Source organism: Corynebacterium sp. HMSC074C11 (assembly GCF_001809455.1).
In the GTDB taxonomy this organism is placed as follows: Bacteria; Actinomycetota; Actinomycetes; order Mycobacteriales; family Mycobacteriaceae; genus Corynebacterium; species Corynebacterium amycolatum.
Window position 1 is genome coordinate 74,913 of the sequence record NZ_KV797719.1, and the last position, 16,857, is coordinate 91,769.

The window sequence follows — 16,857 nt, forward strand, 5'->3', positions numbered from 1 at the left end:
TTTAGCTACTTCCTTTCAATACCCGGCCAACGTACTGTGCAACAGCAGCAACCGAGGAAATTGTTCCCGGATAATCCATAAATGTGGGGCCAACTACTCCCATGCCACCCAAAATCTCAGTGCCGGTGCCATAGCCAGTTGAAACAACTGAAGTAGCGCGCAGCTCCTCGTCCTCGTTTTCCTCACCGATAGAAACGCGAACATGGTGCAAATCCTGCGCGGCCGACAGCAGTTTCAGCACGACCACCTGTTCTTCGAGAGCCTCAAGAACCATGGGCAACGTAGAAGGTAAGCGACCGGCCATATTACCACGGGTCAAATTCGACGCTCCGGCCAGGATGAGTCTGTCATTCGGCTTCTCAATCAACGACTCCACCAGCACCGTCGAGCAGCGGATGATTACATCCCGCAAATCGCGCGGGGCGTTAGCTGCAAGATCGGAAATCGCGATCGACGCGTCGGCAAGTGTGTGCCCCGACATTGCACGGTTGAAATGCTCACGCAACAGCGGCACGAGATCGGGATCCATCGGTGCTGGCAGCTCAACATTGCGCTGCTCCACGCGCCCGGTGTCGGTGATGACTACCAGCAACAATCGCGCGTCGGCGAGCTGGACGACCTCGCAGTGTCGGACGCGGGAGACCTCCAGCGTCGGCACCTGCACCACCGCAACCTGACGGGTTAGCTGAGCCAGCAGCTGCACACTGCGGCGCAGAACGTCCTCCAAATCGACGCCGCCTTCGAGGAACTCGAGGATAGCTCGGCGCTCAGCCCGGGACAGCGGCTTAATCTGCGAAAGGTTGTCCACAAAAAGGCGGTAGCCCTTCTCAGTCGGGATACGCCCGGACGATGCATGTTCCTGCTGGATATAGCCCTCGGCCTCCAGCACAGCCATGTCATTTCTAATGGTCGCCGAGGACACACCCAGATTGTGGCGCTCCACCAGAGCCTTCGAGCCGACCGGCTCCTGGGAAGCTACGTAATCCGAGACAATTGCCCGAAGAACTTCCTGCCTGCGCTTATCCGTCTGAGATGACATGCGGATAGTTTAACTAAGGATGTCAACGATTATTGCGTCGGCCAGCAAACGGCCGCGATTGGTGAGCTGAATCCGCTGACCACCATCGACGGAAACAAACTCCACCATGCCCGCTTCCGCTTGCCGACGTGCCTTGTCCAATTCATCCTCACCGAGCAGATTGGCATCAATGCCCTCCGCCAGGCGGAGGCCCAGCATAATCTTCTCGGTGTGTCGATCCTCGGCCGTTAGCCCTTCTGAATCCTTGATTGGCAACTCGCCGCCGGAAATGGTCGCCGCGTAGCGAGCCGGATGCTTGACGTTGTAAAACCTCGTGCCATCCAGGTGCGAATGTGCACCAGGCCCCGCACCCCACCAATTTCCATCGCGCCAGTAGAGCATGTTGTGGCGACACTGGCCACCCGGCTTCGCCCAGTTGGACACCTCATACCAGGAGAAACCGACTTGACTCAGTGCAGCATCGATGCGCTCGTAGCGGTCGGCGAGATCATCGTCGTCAGGCATCGGCAGCTCACCGCGACGAACCTTACGCGCCATCGCGGTACCTGGCTCGACAATCAGCGAGTACGCCGAAACATGATCAACCTCCGTGGCCAGGACTGCCTCCAACGTCGTATCGAGGTCAGCCATCGACTCCCCTGGCGTGCCATAGATAACGTCGAGGTTGATGTGTTCAAAACCGGCCGCGCGGGCCTCCGCCACCGCTGCCGCAGGACGCCCCGGCGTGTGCGTACGATCCAAAGTGGCCAGCACATGCGGCACAGCCGACTGCATGCCCAAGCTCACACGGGTAAACCCTGCCTCGGCCAGGCCTTCGAAGAACTCCGGAGAGGTCGACTCGGGATTCGACTCAGTGGTGACCTCGGCGTCGTCGGCAAGCCCAAAACTGTTGCGCACACCGTCGAGCAGACGACGAAGACCGCTCGCTCCCAACATCGACGGCGTACCACCGCCGACGAATACGGTGTCGGCGCCACGCGCGAGTTCAGGGTGCTTTACGACGGCCATCTCGAGCTCAGCCACGATGGCATCGAGGTAGTCTCCCTGCGTCTCGCCACTGCCCAGCTGACCTGGCGTGTACGTGTTGAAATCACAGTAGCCACAACGGGTGGCGCAGAATGGGACGTGTAAGTAGACACCGAAGGAATCGGTGTGTGCGGAGGCTTCGCTCACGCATGCTCCTTGGCTCGACGTTGCTTGACGCGGCGAACAATTTCATCAATGCGGGCGCGTTCCATCAGGAACTCCGGAGGCCTGCGGCCGCGCAGCGCATTTGCAACTGCCGGATGAGTCTCGGGAACAGCAACGCACCAGGCAGCGGCAGCAGACAGCGCACGGCGACCAGACTGCGCGTAAAGCTGCGGAAGCACCACACTACCGAGCTTTTCCACGCCTCGGATGTTTTCGGCGGAAACCCAGTCGGCGAGTTCCTCCAGGTAGGAGGCCACGGCATCGGAGCGAGCAATCATTGCCTGCGTGACCGTAGGGACTGCAACCGGATGCTTCAATGGCGCCGGGATGAGTGACAGCGACTGCACATCCGGTGACTTCGGTGCCGGATGCGGGTGTCGTCGCGGTGTCGAAGCAGAGGAAAGAGTACCGATGCGCCCCGAGCGAATGCCGGAGGTAAACGCTTGGCGTAGCCCATCAAGTTCACCAATCAGAGGGCGGCAGTCCTCAACGGCCTCGTCAACGATGTCAGCGAGCTCGAGGACACATTCGTCCACCAGCTCACGATCTACATCAGCAACCGCCTGAGCGAGGTGCTCGATGTGTTCGGCAACTTCGTCACCAATGTCGTAGAGCTCTTGGGTCACTTCGCGCAGGCGTAGCCGAGCATCGAAGTGGTTAATCATTGCCCGCCCTCCCACGACATCTTCGGCCTCGGTGACATCATTTTCGTTTCGTCTTTCGAACTTCGACGAATTTCGGCGAATGCCGGAAAATATCGGCGAACTTCGGCGTTCGAAAACTGAAAACTCCTTAAAAATTTCTAGCGCCCCTCATCTTAATGGGGTGAGGGGCGCTAGCGCGGTAACAACACGCTGCCGTTTTCTATCGACAGCGGCTTGACAGTGAATTAACGCTGATAGAGAGCCTCAATGTCGCGCGAGTAGTTGTCCATGACAATGTTGCGCTTGACCTTCATCGTCGGGGTCAGCTCGCCGCTTTCCTCGGTGAAGTCCTTGTCCAGGATGTGGAACTTCTTAATAGCCTCTGCGTGAGAAACCAGCTCATTAGCGGAGTTGACGGCATCCTGAATCTCGGCGCGCAAAACTGCGCTGGAGGCAGCGAGTTCACGGATCGAGGTGTGCTCGGGGACGGAGTGCTCAATCTTCCACTTCTCCAGTGCCTCCTCATCGAGGGTGACCAACACGGAGACGAACGGACGACCATCGCCGATGACGACTGCCTGGGACACCAGCGGGTGCGCACGCATGCGGTCTTCCATCGGGCCCGGCGCGACATTCTTACCACCGGCGGTGACAATGAGGTCCTTCTTGCGGCCGGTGATCTTCAGGTGACCTTCTTCGGTCAGCTCACCGAGGTCGCCAGTCTTAAACCATTCGCCGTCGATGAAGGCATCCTTGGTTGCCTCTTCGTTCTTCCAGTAGCGGTCAAACACAACCGGACCGCGCAGCAGAACTTCGCCATCATCAGCGATAGCGGCGGAACAGCCACCAACTGGACGACCAACGGTGCCAATGATTTGCTCGCCCGGGTTGTTCACGGTGATGGCAGCCGTGGACTCGGTCAGACCGTAGCCTTCGTAGACAGGTACACCGAGACCGCGGAAGAAGTGCCCGAGGTCAGAGGACAGAGCCGAACCACCGGAGATGGTGTACTGAACGGCGTCACCCATAGCTGCGCGAATCTTCGAGAACAGCAGGCGATCGTAGAGCTGGCGACGCAGCTTCAAGACACGCGACGGACCTGCCGGAGTATCCAGCGCCTTGGAGTACTCGATGGCGGTGGCCTCAGCACGCTCGAACATGGCCAGACCGAATGCGCCCTTCTCCTTAGCGGAGGCGTAGGCGGAGTCACGAACCTTCTCGAACACGCGCGGCACACCGAGAATCAGGTGCGGACGAGAACGCTGGAACTCCAGGGTGACGGTCTTGGTATCAGCCCAGTGAGACTGGGTAGCACCAGCGATAATCGAAGCCAGGGACACTGCGTGAGCCAACACGTGCGCCAACGGCAGGAAGGTCAGAATGCGGTTACCCGGACGGGCAATCAGGCCAATCTCGTTGGTGAGGATGGCGCGGGCCTCCGCCAGCCAGTTGCTGTGCAGGAGCACGCAGCCCTTCGGACGGCCAGTGGTACCGGAGGTGTAAATCACGGTTGCCAGGTCGTCGGCCTTGGTGTCCTTGATGCGACGCTCGACCTCGTCGCCGTCAATGTCACGGCCTTCGTAGCTAATGGTGTCAGTAGCGGAAGCGTTAATCTCCAGCACACGACGCAGCTGAGACTCGCCCTCCGGGTTCTCGGCGCCTTTTTCGACCAGCAGCGGCTTCATGCGGTCGGTATGCTCACGCGACTCAGTAAATGCGAAAACAGCACCGGAGTTTTCAATAATCCAACGAATCTGGCCAGACGAAGAAGAGCCGTAAATCGGGACAACAGCGGCGCCCGCCATCCAGATAGCGGTATTGATCAGGTTCCACTCGTAGCGAGTCTCACTGAGCAGCGCTACGCGGTCGCCCGGCTGAACACCATTGGCGATTAGCCCCTTAGCGACCCCCTTTGCCTCGTCATAAAACTCCTGAGCGGTGACATTTACCCACTCAAAGTTCTTGGGGCGGGTGAAAAGCACCAGCTTCGGGCGCTTCTGCACCAGCTCCTGCAGCGAGGTAATAATCGTTTCGTCCTCGCCGATGACGTATTTCGCCTCGGTAGTATATTCACGCATCGAGTTACAAACCCCTACTTTCGGTAGTTCTGTCCGTCGTTGGTTTCGTTAGGAATCAACTTAGAACATCAAACCCTGCGCCGTTGTGATTTCACTGAATATTTCGATAACGAAGTGATTTGTCTTACTACTGGCAAAGTTTTTCTAAACTGGCATGATGGAAAGAGTGACACAGGCAGCTTCCAATCCTCCCCTTTCCTCTCCGCTCGCCGACCTCGCTAAAGATGTCGGAGTTGGGGTTTCCTACTACTCCACCGAGGGCCAACTTGTGCACGTCTCTCGTGAGACAGTGCTAAAAACTCTCGCTGCTCTCGACATCGATTTGGGCCCAAATCCGAGTGATGCCGAAATCAACGACGCCCGTCGTGAGTGGGCGGACACGCAGTGGTCTCGCCTTCTCCCACCCGTGGTAGTTACCCGCCAGGGCATCTTCCACCGAGTTCTGGTTCACGTACCACACGGCAGCAATGTCAGCGTGACTGTGAAACTGGAGGATGGCGCAGAATGGCCCTGCGCACAGGTGCACCACTTGGTTCCACCACGCCAGGTCGGCGATGTGTTGATGGGAGAAGCCGCCTTCGCAATTCCAGAGGATCTGCCACTTGGTTGGCACCGCTTGCGTGCAGTCAACGACGACAACGTCGCTGAGTGCGATGTGGCCGTAACCCCCAACCGTCTCGCTACTGCCGACAAGTACGTGCAGAATCCTGCGCATGGCGTCATGGCACAGCTGTACTCGGTACGCTCCAGCCGCAGCTGGGGTATCGGCGATTTCGCTACCCTCGGCGACTTGGCACAGGTCAGCGCTCAGCACGCGGGCTCTGATTTCGTCCTCACCAATCCACTGCACGCCGCAGAACCGTTGCCTCCGGTAGAAGACTCGCCGTACCTGCCCACCACGCGCCGCTATGTCAATCCGCTGTACGCACGGCCAGAGCTTATCGACGAGTTCGGGTACCTGGACAAGGACGAGGCCGATGAAGCCCGTGCGCTAGCGAACTCTTTCCACCAGCTCAATCACAGCCCTGATGAGATTGATCGCAACCCCATCTACGCTGCAAAGCTCAAGGTATTGCGGGCAATCCACAAGATCCCCCTGTCCAGCGCACGCCAGGCGGAATTTGACCGTTGGTTAGAGGCCGAGGGCCGTGGCATATACGACTACGCGTCGTGGTGCACCGAGCGCGAGCTCGCGGATCGCGCTGCTGCCCGCGATGCTGCCCGCGCTGCCACTTCCGATTCTGGTGCCGTAGCCGAGAACGATATCGAGTTGGTTCCACCGTTGGGCAACCACGCCAGTGTCGAATCTCTGCGGGAGGAAATCTTCCAGTTCCACCTCTGGGTGCAGTGGATTCTCGATCAGCAGCTCGGCCAGGCACAAGAGGCAGCCCTGGATGCGGGTATGCGCATCGGCATCATGGCCGACCTTGCCGTCGGCGTGCACCCCGGCGGTGCGGATGCCAAGAACCTTGCGGCTTGGCTCGCTCCTGCTATCTCTGTTGGCGCACCACCAGACGGATTTAACCAGCGCGGCCAAGACTGGTCGCAGCCGCCGTGGAACCCGCACAAGCTAGCCGAGGCCGGCTATCGCCCGTGGCGCGACATGCTGCGCACAATCCTTCGCCACGCAGGTGGCATTCGTGTTGACCACGTGCTGGGTATGTTCCGCCTCTGGGTCATGCCGCGGATGGAGTCCCCCGTCAATGGCACCTACCTGTACTTCGACCACGAGGCCATGGTCGGCATTCTCGCACTTGAGGCCGAGCTCGCTGGGGCCGTCGTGATAGGCGAAGACCTGGGCACTTTCGAGCCGTGGGTGCAGGACTACCTAGCTTCGCGGGGCATCATGGGCACCTCAATCGTGTGGTTTGAATCCGAAGGCGACCAGCCGAAACCACCGAGCGCTTACCGCAGCCTGTGCTTGTCCTCCGTCACCACGCACGATTTGCCGCCGACAGCAGGCTATCTCGCAGGCGAACACATCAAACTGCGGGAACGCCTGGGGCTATTGCTTTCCGACGTCGCGGAGGAAGACCGCCGGGACTTCGAGTGGATTCGAAAGGTTTTGGGCGCGGCCAAGGAAGCCGGATGTTTCGGTGACACGGCTGCGGCAGACATGGATGTTCAGTCCCTCACCCGCGATAATCTGCCACCAATTGACGCGCTGGTCACGGGTTTGCACCGCTTCCTCGACCAGACGCCATCCGCGCTGAAGTGCGAGGCGCTGGTGGACATGGTTGGCGACCGCCGCACTCAGAACCAGCCGGGCACGTCCCACGACCAGTACCCGAACTGGTGTATTCCGCTAACTGATGCCGAGGGCAAGGCCGTGCTTGTCGAGGACCTGCCTCGCTTCCCCGGATTCAAGCGTTAATTGGTTCGTGAGCGACTAATCCCTCATTTTTGCTGTTCACCGATCTTTCAGGTTATGTGCCCGGCACTAAAACCGAGGCTAAAACTGGAAATCGGTGACTGCACCAGCGATGAGGATAAGGAGAAGCAAAACGATTAGGGCAAGTAGGACCTTCGAGTGCCTCGACCGATGCATGCTAACTCAGCTCCCTACTGCGAAATATTTGCGAACTACCCAACTCTAGCCTGTTGGGCAAATTTCCTAATACTTTAAGACATACCTTAGGGCAGCGATAGCGACCCAACACTTAAAGGGGCTTGTCCCAGCTCAATTCATCAAGCCTCCCGGTGAGCTATCCGCATGGCCACTACCTCATCGGCTAGCTCTCGCTGCCCGCTCCTCGACGCCCCTGCGAACGCTCCCGCCGGCGCACCGACCTCTGCCACAGACGACCGCTGACAACATCGATTGCACCAACGAGAACGAAAGCAACAAACCCTCCGACTACCAGCAGAACTGCGCATAGCACGCTGACCTGCGCAAGCAGTGGCAATTGAATAAGCCACTGCCCTACCCTGTCGAATGCTTCAGCCATGAGTGTCAACCTACCCTGCCGGTGACCGGAATAACTAGTGGGCGGCCGTCGCGGCGCTCGTCGTAAAGCGTGAAGCTAGGCATCAGTGCCCGACAGCCCGCGGCGTTCGAGGAGCGGCTGGATGTCCTTGTCGCGACCTCGGAAGGCACGGTAGGCGGCCATAAAATCGATGGCACCACCACGGGAGAGAATCTCCTCGCGGAAGTGGCTGCCGCCGCTGATTGTGGCACCGCCGTTGTCGGTGAACCAACCGAAACCGTCCGCGTCGAGAACCTCCGCCCACAGGTAGGAGTAATAGCCTGCCGAGTAACCGCCGGCGAAGATGTGGTTGAAGTAGCGGGAGCGGTAACGCGGAGCCAGGTGGGGAACGTCGAGGCCGAGTTCGGCGAGTGCTTCCGCTTCGAAAGCGTCAACATCAGTGACATGAGCTGCCTCCTCCTCAGTGAGGCTGTGCCAGGCGAGATCGATGGCGCACGCCGCGAGGTATTCAACCGTGGCGAATCCCTCACCAGCGGTGCGGGCCTTCTTCACCGACTCGACTAGCTCGGCCGGGATCGGCTCACCGGTACGAACGTGGACGGCGTAATTGGCCAGAATGGACGGCTCAAGCGCCCAGTTCTCGTTAATCTGGGAGGGGAATTCCACGAAGTCGCGCGGGACGTTAGTGCCCGAGAAGGTCGGGTACGTGACGTCGGAAAGCAGACCGTGGAGGGCATGCCCGAACTCGTGGAAAGCAGTGGTGACCTCGTCGAGCGTCAGCAGCACCGGAGTTCCCGGCTCGGTTTCGGCGATGTTCATCACGTTGACCACGACTGGCAGGCGCCCCAACAGACGGGACTGATCCCTAAACGAGCTCATCCACGCACCACCGCGCTTGGTCGGACGCGAGAAGTAGTCTGTGATAATCAGGCCGATGGTCTCCCCTCCGCCCTGGCGGACCTCCCACACAGTTGTGCCCGGCGCGTATCCCTGCAGGTCCTCGCGCTTGACGACTTCGATGTCGTAAAGCTTGCGGGCAGCGTAGAACACGCCGTCTTCGATGACACGGTGCAGCTCGAAGTAGTTCTTGAGCTCCTCCGTGTCGACTGCGAATTCTTCCGCTTTACGACGGCGCTCCCAGTACGGCCAGTCAGCGCCAGTTACCGTCTCATCGCCAGCCAGATCAGCGACCCGCTTGTACTCACCTTCAGCATTGGCAATGGCAGCTGGCGCCAGGTCTGCAATGAGCTTTCGAGCAGCCTCTGCGGTGGTTGCCGTCTCCTTGGCAATGACGTAATCCGCATGCGTGTCGTAGCCGAGCAGCTTGGCACGGCGGGCACGCAGGCGCGCCATTTCCAGCACAATGTCGGAGTTGTCGAACTCGCCGGAGGCAGCACCCGCACGTCCCAGTGAGGCTTCGTAGAGCTTGGCACGAGTAGCCGGATTATCGAGGTCAGCCAGCTGTGCAGGAGTTGATGGTAGGTCCAGCGGAATCAGCCACGGCGCATCGGTGTCTGCCTTTTTCGCGTAGGCGGCGAAGGACGCAATGGCATCGTCGGAAAGCCCGGCGAGTTCTTCGCGGTCGTAGATTTCCACGGCGCGCGCAACGGTGTCCTTCAGCAGGTTTTCGCCGAAGGCGGTGGAAAGCTCAGAGAGGCGGGAATTGATGCGACTGAGCTCGGTTTTGTCCTCGTCGCTGAGGTTCGCACCGGCGCGCTGGAAGTCCTCGCGGACCTTCTTCAGCAGCAGCTTCGCTTCTTCCGGGTTGGCGGCATCGTCAACGCTGTCAATGGCATTGATGCGCTGCCACAGGTCACTGCGCATGCGAATCTGATCCAGGTGTGCTGTGAGCTGCGGGGCAATCTCGGCTTCAATTTCCATGCGGACATCGGTGGCGTCCGTGCCGGCAACGTTGAAGAAATAAGCAGCGACGCGGTCCAGATCTTGGCCCGCCTTCTCCATTGCCTCGATGGTGTTAACAAAGGTCGGTGCCTCCGACGACGTGGCGATGGCGTCAATCTCGCGTGTATGGCTACGCATTGCTTCGCTAAACGCCTCGCGGACGTGGCTGTCATCGATTGCCGCAAAATCTGGCAATTCGCAAAACAATTCCGACGGTGTCAACAGTGGATTTCGTGCATCATTAGTCATAGTGAATTCAACTGTAGCGTGCTCGAAAACGCGAGCGCGACTACCACAGGCTCCCCGCCCTTCTGGCAGGACCAACAGTGACGAGGAGGCGTTTTCCGCCATGACAGAGACGACTATTTCCGCTCCCTGCGGGCAACTGACTGGCCGGATTCACGATGGCACAATACAAGTTTTCAATATCGATTACGCAGATGCTGCTCCGTTTGCCGCGTCGGCACCAGTGGCCGACGGCCCACAGTCAGGCACTCGGCGCTGTGAGCCCGAGCGCGAGTTAGTTCTCACCGTCACCGCACCGACTGGGCCCGCGGACGCTTCCTACCCCGTATTGCTGTGGATTCACGGTGGTAGCTACGAGTTTGGGCATCCCTCCGAGCCCTGGACGGACGCGACGGCTTTTGCGCAGGCCGGCATCATCACCGTTTCGCTCGGATACCGCAAGGGACTGGAGGGATTCTGGCGCGACAGTCAAACAGAGACCTACCGGGCCATTGATGATCTGTATCTGGGGCTGCAGTGGGCCCGTCGGAACGCGCCTGCCTTCGGCGGCGATATCGACAACATCACTATCTCGGGGCAATCGGCGGGTGCGGCGCTGGCGCTCACCCTCGCGGCCGACGAACGCACGCGCGGTCAGATTCAGCGCACCATCGCCATGTCGCCGGCCTTCTCGCTGCTGTCCGGCTCGCGCCTCCGCCGCACGTTGGCGGGCATCGGTGTGGGACGTGCGCCGTCCACCGAGGTCTTTTCGCGTGCCGACGAACGCAGGGTCGCTCGGGCCCAGAAATTGGTTTCGGCATCCTCGCCTTCGGATCCGGCAATTGGGCCTCGCTTTGACAGCTTTGCTCCCACACTGCCCACGATGGTGACCGCCACCAGCGAAGAGTTCTTCTCAGAACCTCCGGTTGTGGCGATGGACAAGTTGCCCATGCGGGAGTGGATGGCTCGGCGCTATGCCAAGGGGCATCGCGGCCACGGCGAATTTCCGACCGGCGCCTATGCCGAGCGTCCGATGGGAAATGTCATTTCTGACTCCGCGATTCGTTCTTACGCTGTTAAAGTCGCCGAACGGTCCGTGGCAGCTGAGCTGGATGTGTGGGCGGCACAGTTCGAACCGGGAGAAGGGTTGGGCTACGCACCTGCTGGCCGCACCAGTGGTGCTCCGCACTGCATCGATATTGCACGCTTCTTCGGTATGAAAGAGCCTAACCATCCATTCCACCAAGTGGCGGTCGAATTCATCCGCGAGGGCACTTCGCACATGCCCCGCTACAACGACGACCGCAAGATAACCACCTTTGCTGGCGCTGACGCACAGGCAGTTGAGGGCATCGCCATCGATGCGTGGGCGGCTCCGCGCCAGCTCTTTGGCGCATAAAACGGGATTAGGCGCATGAGGCGGCTGAGGCTTGCCATTGGCCGCACCGATTAGCGCTGCTATTTAGCTCGGCAAAGTCTGCATGTACTGATAAATCTCTACGCAGACCAAAATGGTAATCAGCGTGATGAGTACTGCTATGAGTTTCCTGCGATCCATAACCACCGTTCTTACCGATACACCAGGCGAGAGGCAAGCTTTCCCTCTGTGTTTAACTGTCAACTATGGAGCCGCTTAATCTATTAATCCCCGAGAATTCTGCGCTGCAGCCGGTCGACCCCGCGCTGGCTAATGTGAAGCGAATCGCGCACGCCGCTCCCCTGCTAGTTATCACGATTGCAGCTGTCGTCGCCGCTGTGATGTGGTCTCCGTGGATGTGGTTAGGTGTCCTCGCCTGCGTGCTCTACTTCGCATATATCTACTGGCTCATCGGCCGCCGAGTTCGTGCCCACCGGTACCTCGAAGGGGACAACGACTTCATCGTTGCTTCCGGACGCTGGTGGCGCTCGATCACTGTCATTCCCTACGGACGGATTCAGTTCATCGACATCGATGAAGGACCCCTCCTTCGACTATTCGGGCTGGCAACACTGAAGCTCAACACAGCATCGGCGAGCTCGGATGCTGCCGTCCACGGTTTGCCACGCGAAGAAGCTCTCGCCCTGCGCACCCGTCTATCTCAGCGTGCTCATGACCGGATGGCGGGTCTCTAAATGAAGCATAGAGTTCATCCACTATCCCCGCTGCTCAAAAGCTTCGCCACAATCGCTGCGGTGATTGCATTCGCAGTTGCGAATCAGTGGCAATTGGCCGTTGCTGTCGTGACTCAGCTCTACGACTGGGCATGGCTCGGCCTGCTTATCGGTACCGGTGCGGTCGCCATAATTATCGGCCTGATTGCTCTTTTCTCGTGGTTGTCCTGGAGGTATACGTTCTACGAACTTACCGACGATGAGGTTCGCTACGGCTCCGGATGGCTACTGCGTTCTCGACGCGCGGCAAGGCTCGACCGCGTGCAGGCGGTCGATATCAACCAACCATTGTTGGCGCGCATTTTCGGGCTCGCGGAAATTGTCATTGAAACAGCTGGCGGCTCCGATTCACACTTCGCAATCAAATACCTCACTCCCCCGCAGTGCGAACGGTTCCGCGCCGACGTGTTGGGTGAGGTAGAAAAGCTGGACACCGAACTGGCGCATTCGCTTTACGACGGCGACAGCCCCGCCGCTGCTCAAGCCTCCAACGCCCACATGTCCTCCCGCATGTCCGACACGAAGACCATCTTTGGCCCTGTCGATGTCGGACGGTTGGTCGCATCCGTGGCCATTGGCCCCGGTCTTTTCGTAGGCATAGCTCTTGTCCTCCTCGCCGTTGTCTCTGCGCTGTTCACCGACTTCATCGTGGAAATCCTCAGCGGAGTAACCATCACTACTCTGATTGTGATTGGCAGTTTCGCGCTCGGCCTTTTCGGAGTACTAAATCAGTCGTGGGATTTCACGCTGAAGGTGTCGTCGGAAAGCAGACGCCTGGCGATTACCGCCGGACTGTTGTCGACGCGCGCTCAAACCATTCCCATAGATCGCATTCATGGTTTCAAAGTGGTGCAACCGCTCTGGTGGCGTCCGTGGAGATGGTCCCGTGCGGATGTCTCGGTGGCGGGCTATGGCCTAGACAGCACACAGTCGAACAACACACTGGTGCCATTGGCACCGGCACCGGAGACGGACGCGATTGTCGATTACCTGATGACTGAGATTGCGGAACCGGCAGCAGCCGATGACCTGTTGGGCTCTTGGCAGACTCCACGTTCGGCATGGTGGCTCAGCCCAATTGACTGGAAATTTCAAAAGGTGCAGGCCACGCGGCGGGGGCTGCTGGTGACCAAGGGGCGGTTCTGGCATACGCGGTTCATAGTCCCCTGGCAGCGCATCCAAGGGCATACGCTAACCATTTCTCCGCTGAAGAAAGCGGCGGGAGTGGCGAACGTCCGAATCGACATGGTGCCAGGAACTGTCACACCGGTGGCAACGGAGTTGGCGCTGGCTGATGCGTATCAACTCGCCGCGCTGATTCAGGAACACAAGGCTGTTTAAAAGGTGTTTCATGAGGTCTCCCAGGACAGCCGACTCGCGCGGTTTTGTGGGATCTCGCAGAAAGGTTCTCTCTGCAGGCTAGCGGCATAGTCATTACGCTGGGATGCATGACTATCGCCAAGAAAGATTACGAGTGGTACCGCAGCGCGGTGTTCTATGAGGTGCTCGTCCGAGCCTTCTTTGACTCCGACAACAACGGCTCCGGCGACCTCAAAGGGCTGACGGAAAAGCTCGATTATCTGCAATGGCTGGGCGTTGACTGCCTCTGGTTGCCGCCTTTTTACGACTCTCCGCTGCGCGACGGCGGTTACGATATCCGCGACTTCCGCGCCGTGCTCGACGAGTTTGGCACGGTCGAGGATTTCAAGGTGCTTCTCGACGAGGCCCATGCGCGCGGTATCCGCGTTATTACTGACCTGGTGATGAACCACACTTCCGATAGCCATGAGTGGTTCCAGCAGTCGCGCACTGACCCGGATGGCCCCTACGGCGACTTTTATGTCTGGACTGATGACCCGGACACCTACTCGGGCGCACGCATTATTTTCGTGGATACCGAGGATTCCAACTGGACCTACGACCCGGTGCGTGGTCAGTACTACTGGCACCGTTTCTTCTCCCACCAGCCGGATCTGAACTATGACAATCCGGCGGTGCAGGAGGCGATGCTCGATGTGCTGCGCTTCTGGTCGGATCTCGGCATTGACGGCTTCCGCCTCGACGCTGTTCCCTACCTCTTTGAACGCGAGGGTACTAACTGCGAGAACCTGCCCGAGACCCACGCTTTTCTGAAGCGCTGCCGCAAAGTCATGGATGAGGAATACCCGGGTCGCGTCCTGCTAGCGGAGGCCAACCAGTGGCCCTCCGATGTGGTGGAATACTTCGGCGACCCGGAGGTCGGTGGCGACGAATGCCACATGGCTTTCCACTTCCCGCTTATGCCACGCATTTTCATGGCGGTGCGCAAGCAGTCCCGCTTTCCCATCTCGGAGATCCTGGAGTCCACGCCAGAGATCCCCTCTTCGGCTCAGTGGGGTATTTTCCTGCGCAACCACGACGAGCTGACGTTGGAAATGGTCACCGATGCCGAGCGCGACTACATGTACGCCGAGTATGCGCACGATCCGCGGATGAAGGCCAACATCGGCATTCGCCGTCGGCTAGCGCCATTGCTGCAAAATGACCGCACCCAACTCGAGCTTTTCAACGCCCTGTTGTTGTCCCTACCGGGTTCGCCGGTGCTCTACTACGGGGACGAAATTGGTATGGGCGACAACATATGGCTCGGCGACCGCGATGGCGTGCGCACCCCCATGCAGTGGTCGCCCGACCGCAATGCCGGGTTCTCCAAGGCTGACCCGGGTCGGCTCTACCTGCCCACTATTCAGGATGCGACCTACGGCTACCAGGCGGTCAATGTCGAAAACCAGGCGAGCTACTCCAACTCCCTGTTGAATTGGGTGCGTCGACTAATTCAGGTCCGCAAACGCTATGAGGCTTTTGGACTCGGTGATTTCCGCGAGTTAAACAGCGACACGGCCTCTGTTCTGACTTATTTGCGCACATTCGGCGACGAAGTACTGCTGTGCGTCAACAACCTGTCCTCCTATCCCGCGGCCGTCTCACTAGATCTGTCCGAGTTCGCCGGTGCCACACCGGTAGAGCTCACGGGTTCGGTACCCTTCCCCACAATTGGCTCCGATTCCTACCAGATCACGCTTCCTGGCCACGGTTTCTACTGGTTCGAAATCCAGCTTCCGCCGGAGACAAACGCCGAATCGAGCGTCTCAATGTCCGCGCCGACAATCCCGGTTGCACAGGCGATATCGGACGCGCCGGTGACGTCATCACGCGAGCACTCTGGCACCGCCACCGATGCCAATGCCGATGCCGTCACAAACGCCGATAATAGAGAGTGATCTTTTAAGTCCCGAAAGGCGAATGAACTGAAATGACTATTCCCACCGCCGATTTCATTGCCGAAGAGCTGGCAGACACACTGGTCAGGATGCGCTTTTTCGCTGACAAGGTCTCAGACATCGACCACGTCGAGATCCTCGCGCTTGACCCCGTACTGCGCGACAATCCCAACAGTCCCGATGTCGATATCGCATTGGTGAGAGTGCACACCGCCCATTCCGCACCGACCTATCAGCTGCCCATCGCTTGGGCGCAGGACGTCCCCGAGGGCCACGAGCAGTCCCTACTGGTTCGCGCCGAGGGCATCGTCGGCTACGACGCTCTGATCGATTCGGATGCCATCACGGCACTCGGCCAGAAGCTTTCCGACGAAGGCAAGCTCGGCCGCATGGAACTGCGGCGTGTGCCGGGCTCTGAGCAGCCCCGACCGGAATCCGGCCGCCCTATGGGAGTCGAACAGTCGAATACCTCGGTCATTTTCGACGACCGCGTGATGTGCAAGTTCTTCCGTCGCCTCTACCCCGGCACTAATGCCGATGTGGAGCTGCTGGCCGCACTGGCCCAGGCGGATTGCAAGTTCGTCCCTGAGCTCTACTCCTGGGTAGAGACCACTATTGGCGAGGACACCTACACCACCGCCATGCTGCAGGAATTCGCACCGAACTCGGTCGATGGCTGGGAGCTGGCTCTTGGCGCAGTCCGCGACGCCATCCGCGACAGTCAGACCCCGCTGGAAGATTTGGGCACCGACTTTACCTCCGAAGCCCGTGCGCTCGGCGAAGCAGTGGCCTCGGTGCACAGCAGCCTCGCCGCCGCTGTCGCGGTAAAGGAACGCCTGACCGGTGCGGAGTTGGTGGCTCCCCTGCGTGCTCGCCTGGACTTCGTCGCTGGTGTGGTGCCACAAATTGCGGAGGTCAAGGATAAAGCGCAGGCTATCTTCAATCGCGCAGAGGCTGCGGTACCGGAAGGTGGTGCCGTCGTCCAGCGAATCCACGGTGATCTGCACTTGGGGCAGGTATTGCGCACTCCAAGCTCATGGCGCTTGATTGACTTCGAAGGCGAGCCGTCGCGCCCGTGGGAGGAGCGCCGTCTGCCGGACCACCGCCTGCGCGATATCGCCGGCATGATTCGATCCTTCGATTATGCCGCTCACTATCCGCTGCTGACAGGACGTGAGGACACCGAGGCAGCGACCGAGCGTGTTGAGCAGTGGGCTCGCCGCAATATCGATGCCTTCCTGGAAGGCTATGGCGACAGCAGCGACCCGGTGCTGTTGGAAGCGTTTGTGCTGGATAAGGCCATCTATGAGTGCCTGTACGAAGCCCAGAACCGCCCCAACTGGCTGCCACTGCCGCTTGGTGCTGTGCGCTCGCTGTTAGGATAGGGCTTTTGTCGCAGTAATTTCATAGCGGGGAGTCATCATCCCGCAAGATAGAGGT

12 protein-coding genes are annotated in these 16,857 nt (G+C 59.4%); 6 read left to right on the top strand and 6 right to left on the bottom strand.

Going from position 1 to position 16,857, the window contains the following annotated elements; translation table 11 throughout:
* Position 1: 1 nt before the first annotated feature.
* The 4 genes from hrcA to HMPREF2614_RS00520 form a co-directional block, all read right to left on the bottom strand.
* Positions 2-1,039 carry a heat-inducible transcriptional repressor HrcA gene (gene hrcA, locus HMPREF2614_RS00505; RefSeq protein WP_070559744.1) on the bottom strand — a complete coding sequence of 346 codons (1,038 nt, stop codon included), beginning with the start codon at positions 1,037-1,039 and terminating at the stop codon, positions 2-4.
* A 9-nt stretch (positions 1,040-1,048) separates the two neighbouring features.
* On the bottom strand, positions 1,049-2,212 hold the full coding sequence (hemW, locus tag HMPREF2614_RS00510) for a radical SAM family heme chaperone HemW (RefSeq protein WP_038626044.1): 1,164 nt from the start codon (positions 2,210-2,212) through the stop codon (positions 1,049-1,051).
* Positions 2,209-2,895, bottom strand: coding sequence for a hypothetical protein (locus HMPREF2614_RS00515; RefSeq protein ID WP_016423121.1), 687 nt, complete (start codon positions 2,893-2,895; stop codon positions 2,209-2,211). Before HMPREF2614_RS00515 ends, hemW begins: the two co-directional genes overlap by 4 nt.
* Positions 2,896-3,119: 224 nt before the next feature.
* Positions 3,120-4,952: an AMP-dependent synthetase/ligase gene (locus HMPREF2614_RS00520; protein ID WP_038626047.1), complete on the bottom strand. Its 1,833-nt coding sequence runs from the start codon at positions 4,950-4,952 to the stop codon at positions 3,120-3,122.
* Positions 4,953-5,106: 154 nt separating this feature from the next.
* On the opposite strand from HMPREF2614_RS00520, the gene malQ reads away from it, so the two are divergent.
* Positions 5,107-7,326 carry a 4-alpha-glucanotransferase gene (gene malQ, locus HMPREF2614_RS00525; RefSeq protein WP_070559745.1) on the top strand — a complete coding sequence of 740 codons (2,220 nt, stop codon included), beginning with the start codon at positions 5,107-5,109 and terminating at the stop codon, positions 7,324-7,326.
* A gap of 358 nt (positions 7,327-7,684) precedes the next feature.
* Here the strand turns inward: malQ and HMPREF2614_RS10995 are convergent, their stop codons facing one another.
* Both HMPREF2614_RS10995 and HMPREF2614_RS00530 read right to left on the bottom strand, forming a co-directional pair.
* Entirely contained in the window at positions 7,685-7,900 is a 216-nt protein-coding gene (locus tag HMPREF2614_RS10995; protein WP_141745455.1) for a hypothetical protein, read from the bottom strand.
* Positions 7,901-7,975: 75 nt separating this feature from the next.
* Positions 7,976-10,030, bottom strand: a complete 2,055-nt coding sequence (locus HMPREF2614_RS00530) for a M3 family metallopeptidase (RefSeq protein ID WP_070559763.1) — start codon at positions 10,028-10,030, stop codon at positions 7,976-7,978.
* A gap of 100 nt (positions 10,031-10,130) precedes the next feature.
* On the opposite strand from HMPREF2614_RS00530, the gene HMPREF2614_RS00535 reads away from it, so the two are divergent.
* From HMPREF2614_RS00535 to HMPREF2614_RS00555, 5 genes are all read left to right on the top strand, one after another.
* Positions 10,131-11,405: a carboxylesterase family protein gene (locus HMPREF2614_RS00535; RefSeq protein WP_038626053.1), complete on the top strand. Its 1,275-nt coding sequence runs from the start codon at positions 10,131-10,133 to the stop codon at positions 11,403-11,405.
* A 224-nt stretch (positions 11,406-11,629) separates the two neighbouring features.
* Positions 11,630-12,118, top strand: a complete 489-nt coding sequence (locus HMPREF2614_RS00540; protein WP_038626055.1) for a PH domain-containing protein — start codon at positions 11,630-11,632, stop codon at positions 12,116-12,118.
* On the top strand, positions 12,119-13,498 hold the full coding sequence (locus HMPREF2614_RS00545) for a PH domain-containing protein (RefSeq protein WP_070559747.1): 1,380 nt from the start codon (positions 12,119-12,121) through the stop codon (positions 13,496-13,498).
* A 107-nt stretch (positions 13,499-13,605) separates the two neighbouring features.
* A complete protein-coding gene (treS, locus tag HMPREF2614_RS00550; protein ID WP_070559749.1) occupies positions 13,606-15,417 on the top strand; it encodes a maltose alpha-D-glucosyltransferase in 1,812 nt (603 codons plus the stop codon).
* A gap of 32 nt (positions 15,418-15,449) precedes the next feature.
* A complete protein-coding gene (locus HMPREF2614_RS00555; RefSeq protein ID WP_038626062.1) occupies positions 15,450-16,802 on the top strand; it encodes a maltokinase N-terminal cap-like domain-containing protein in 1,353 nt (450 codons plus the stop codon).
* Positions 16,803-16,857 lie beyond the last annotated feature (55 nt).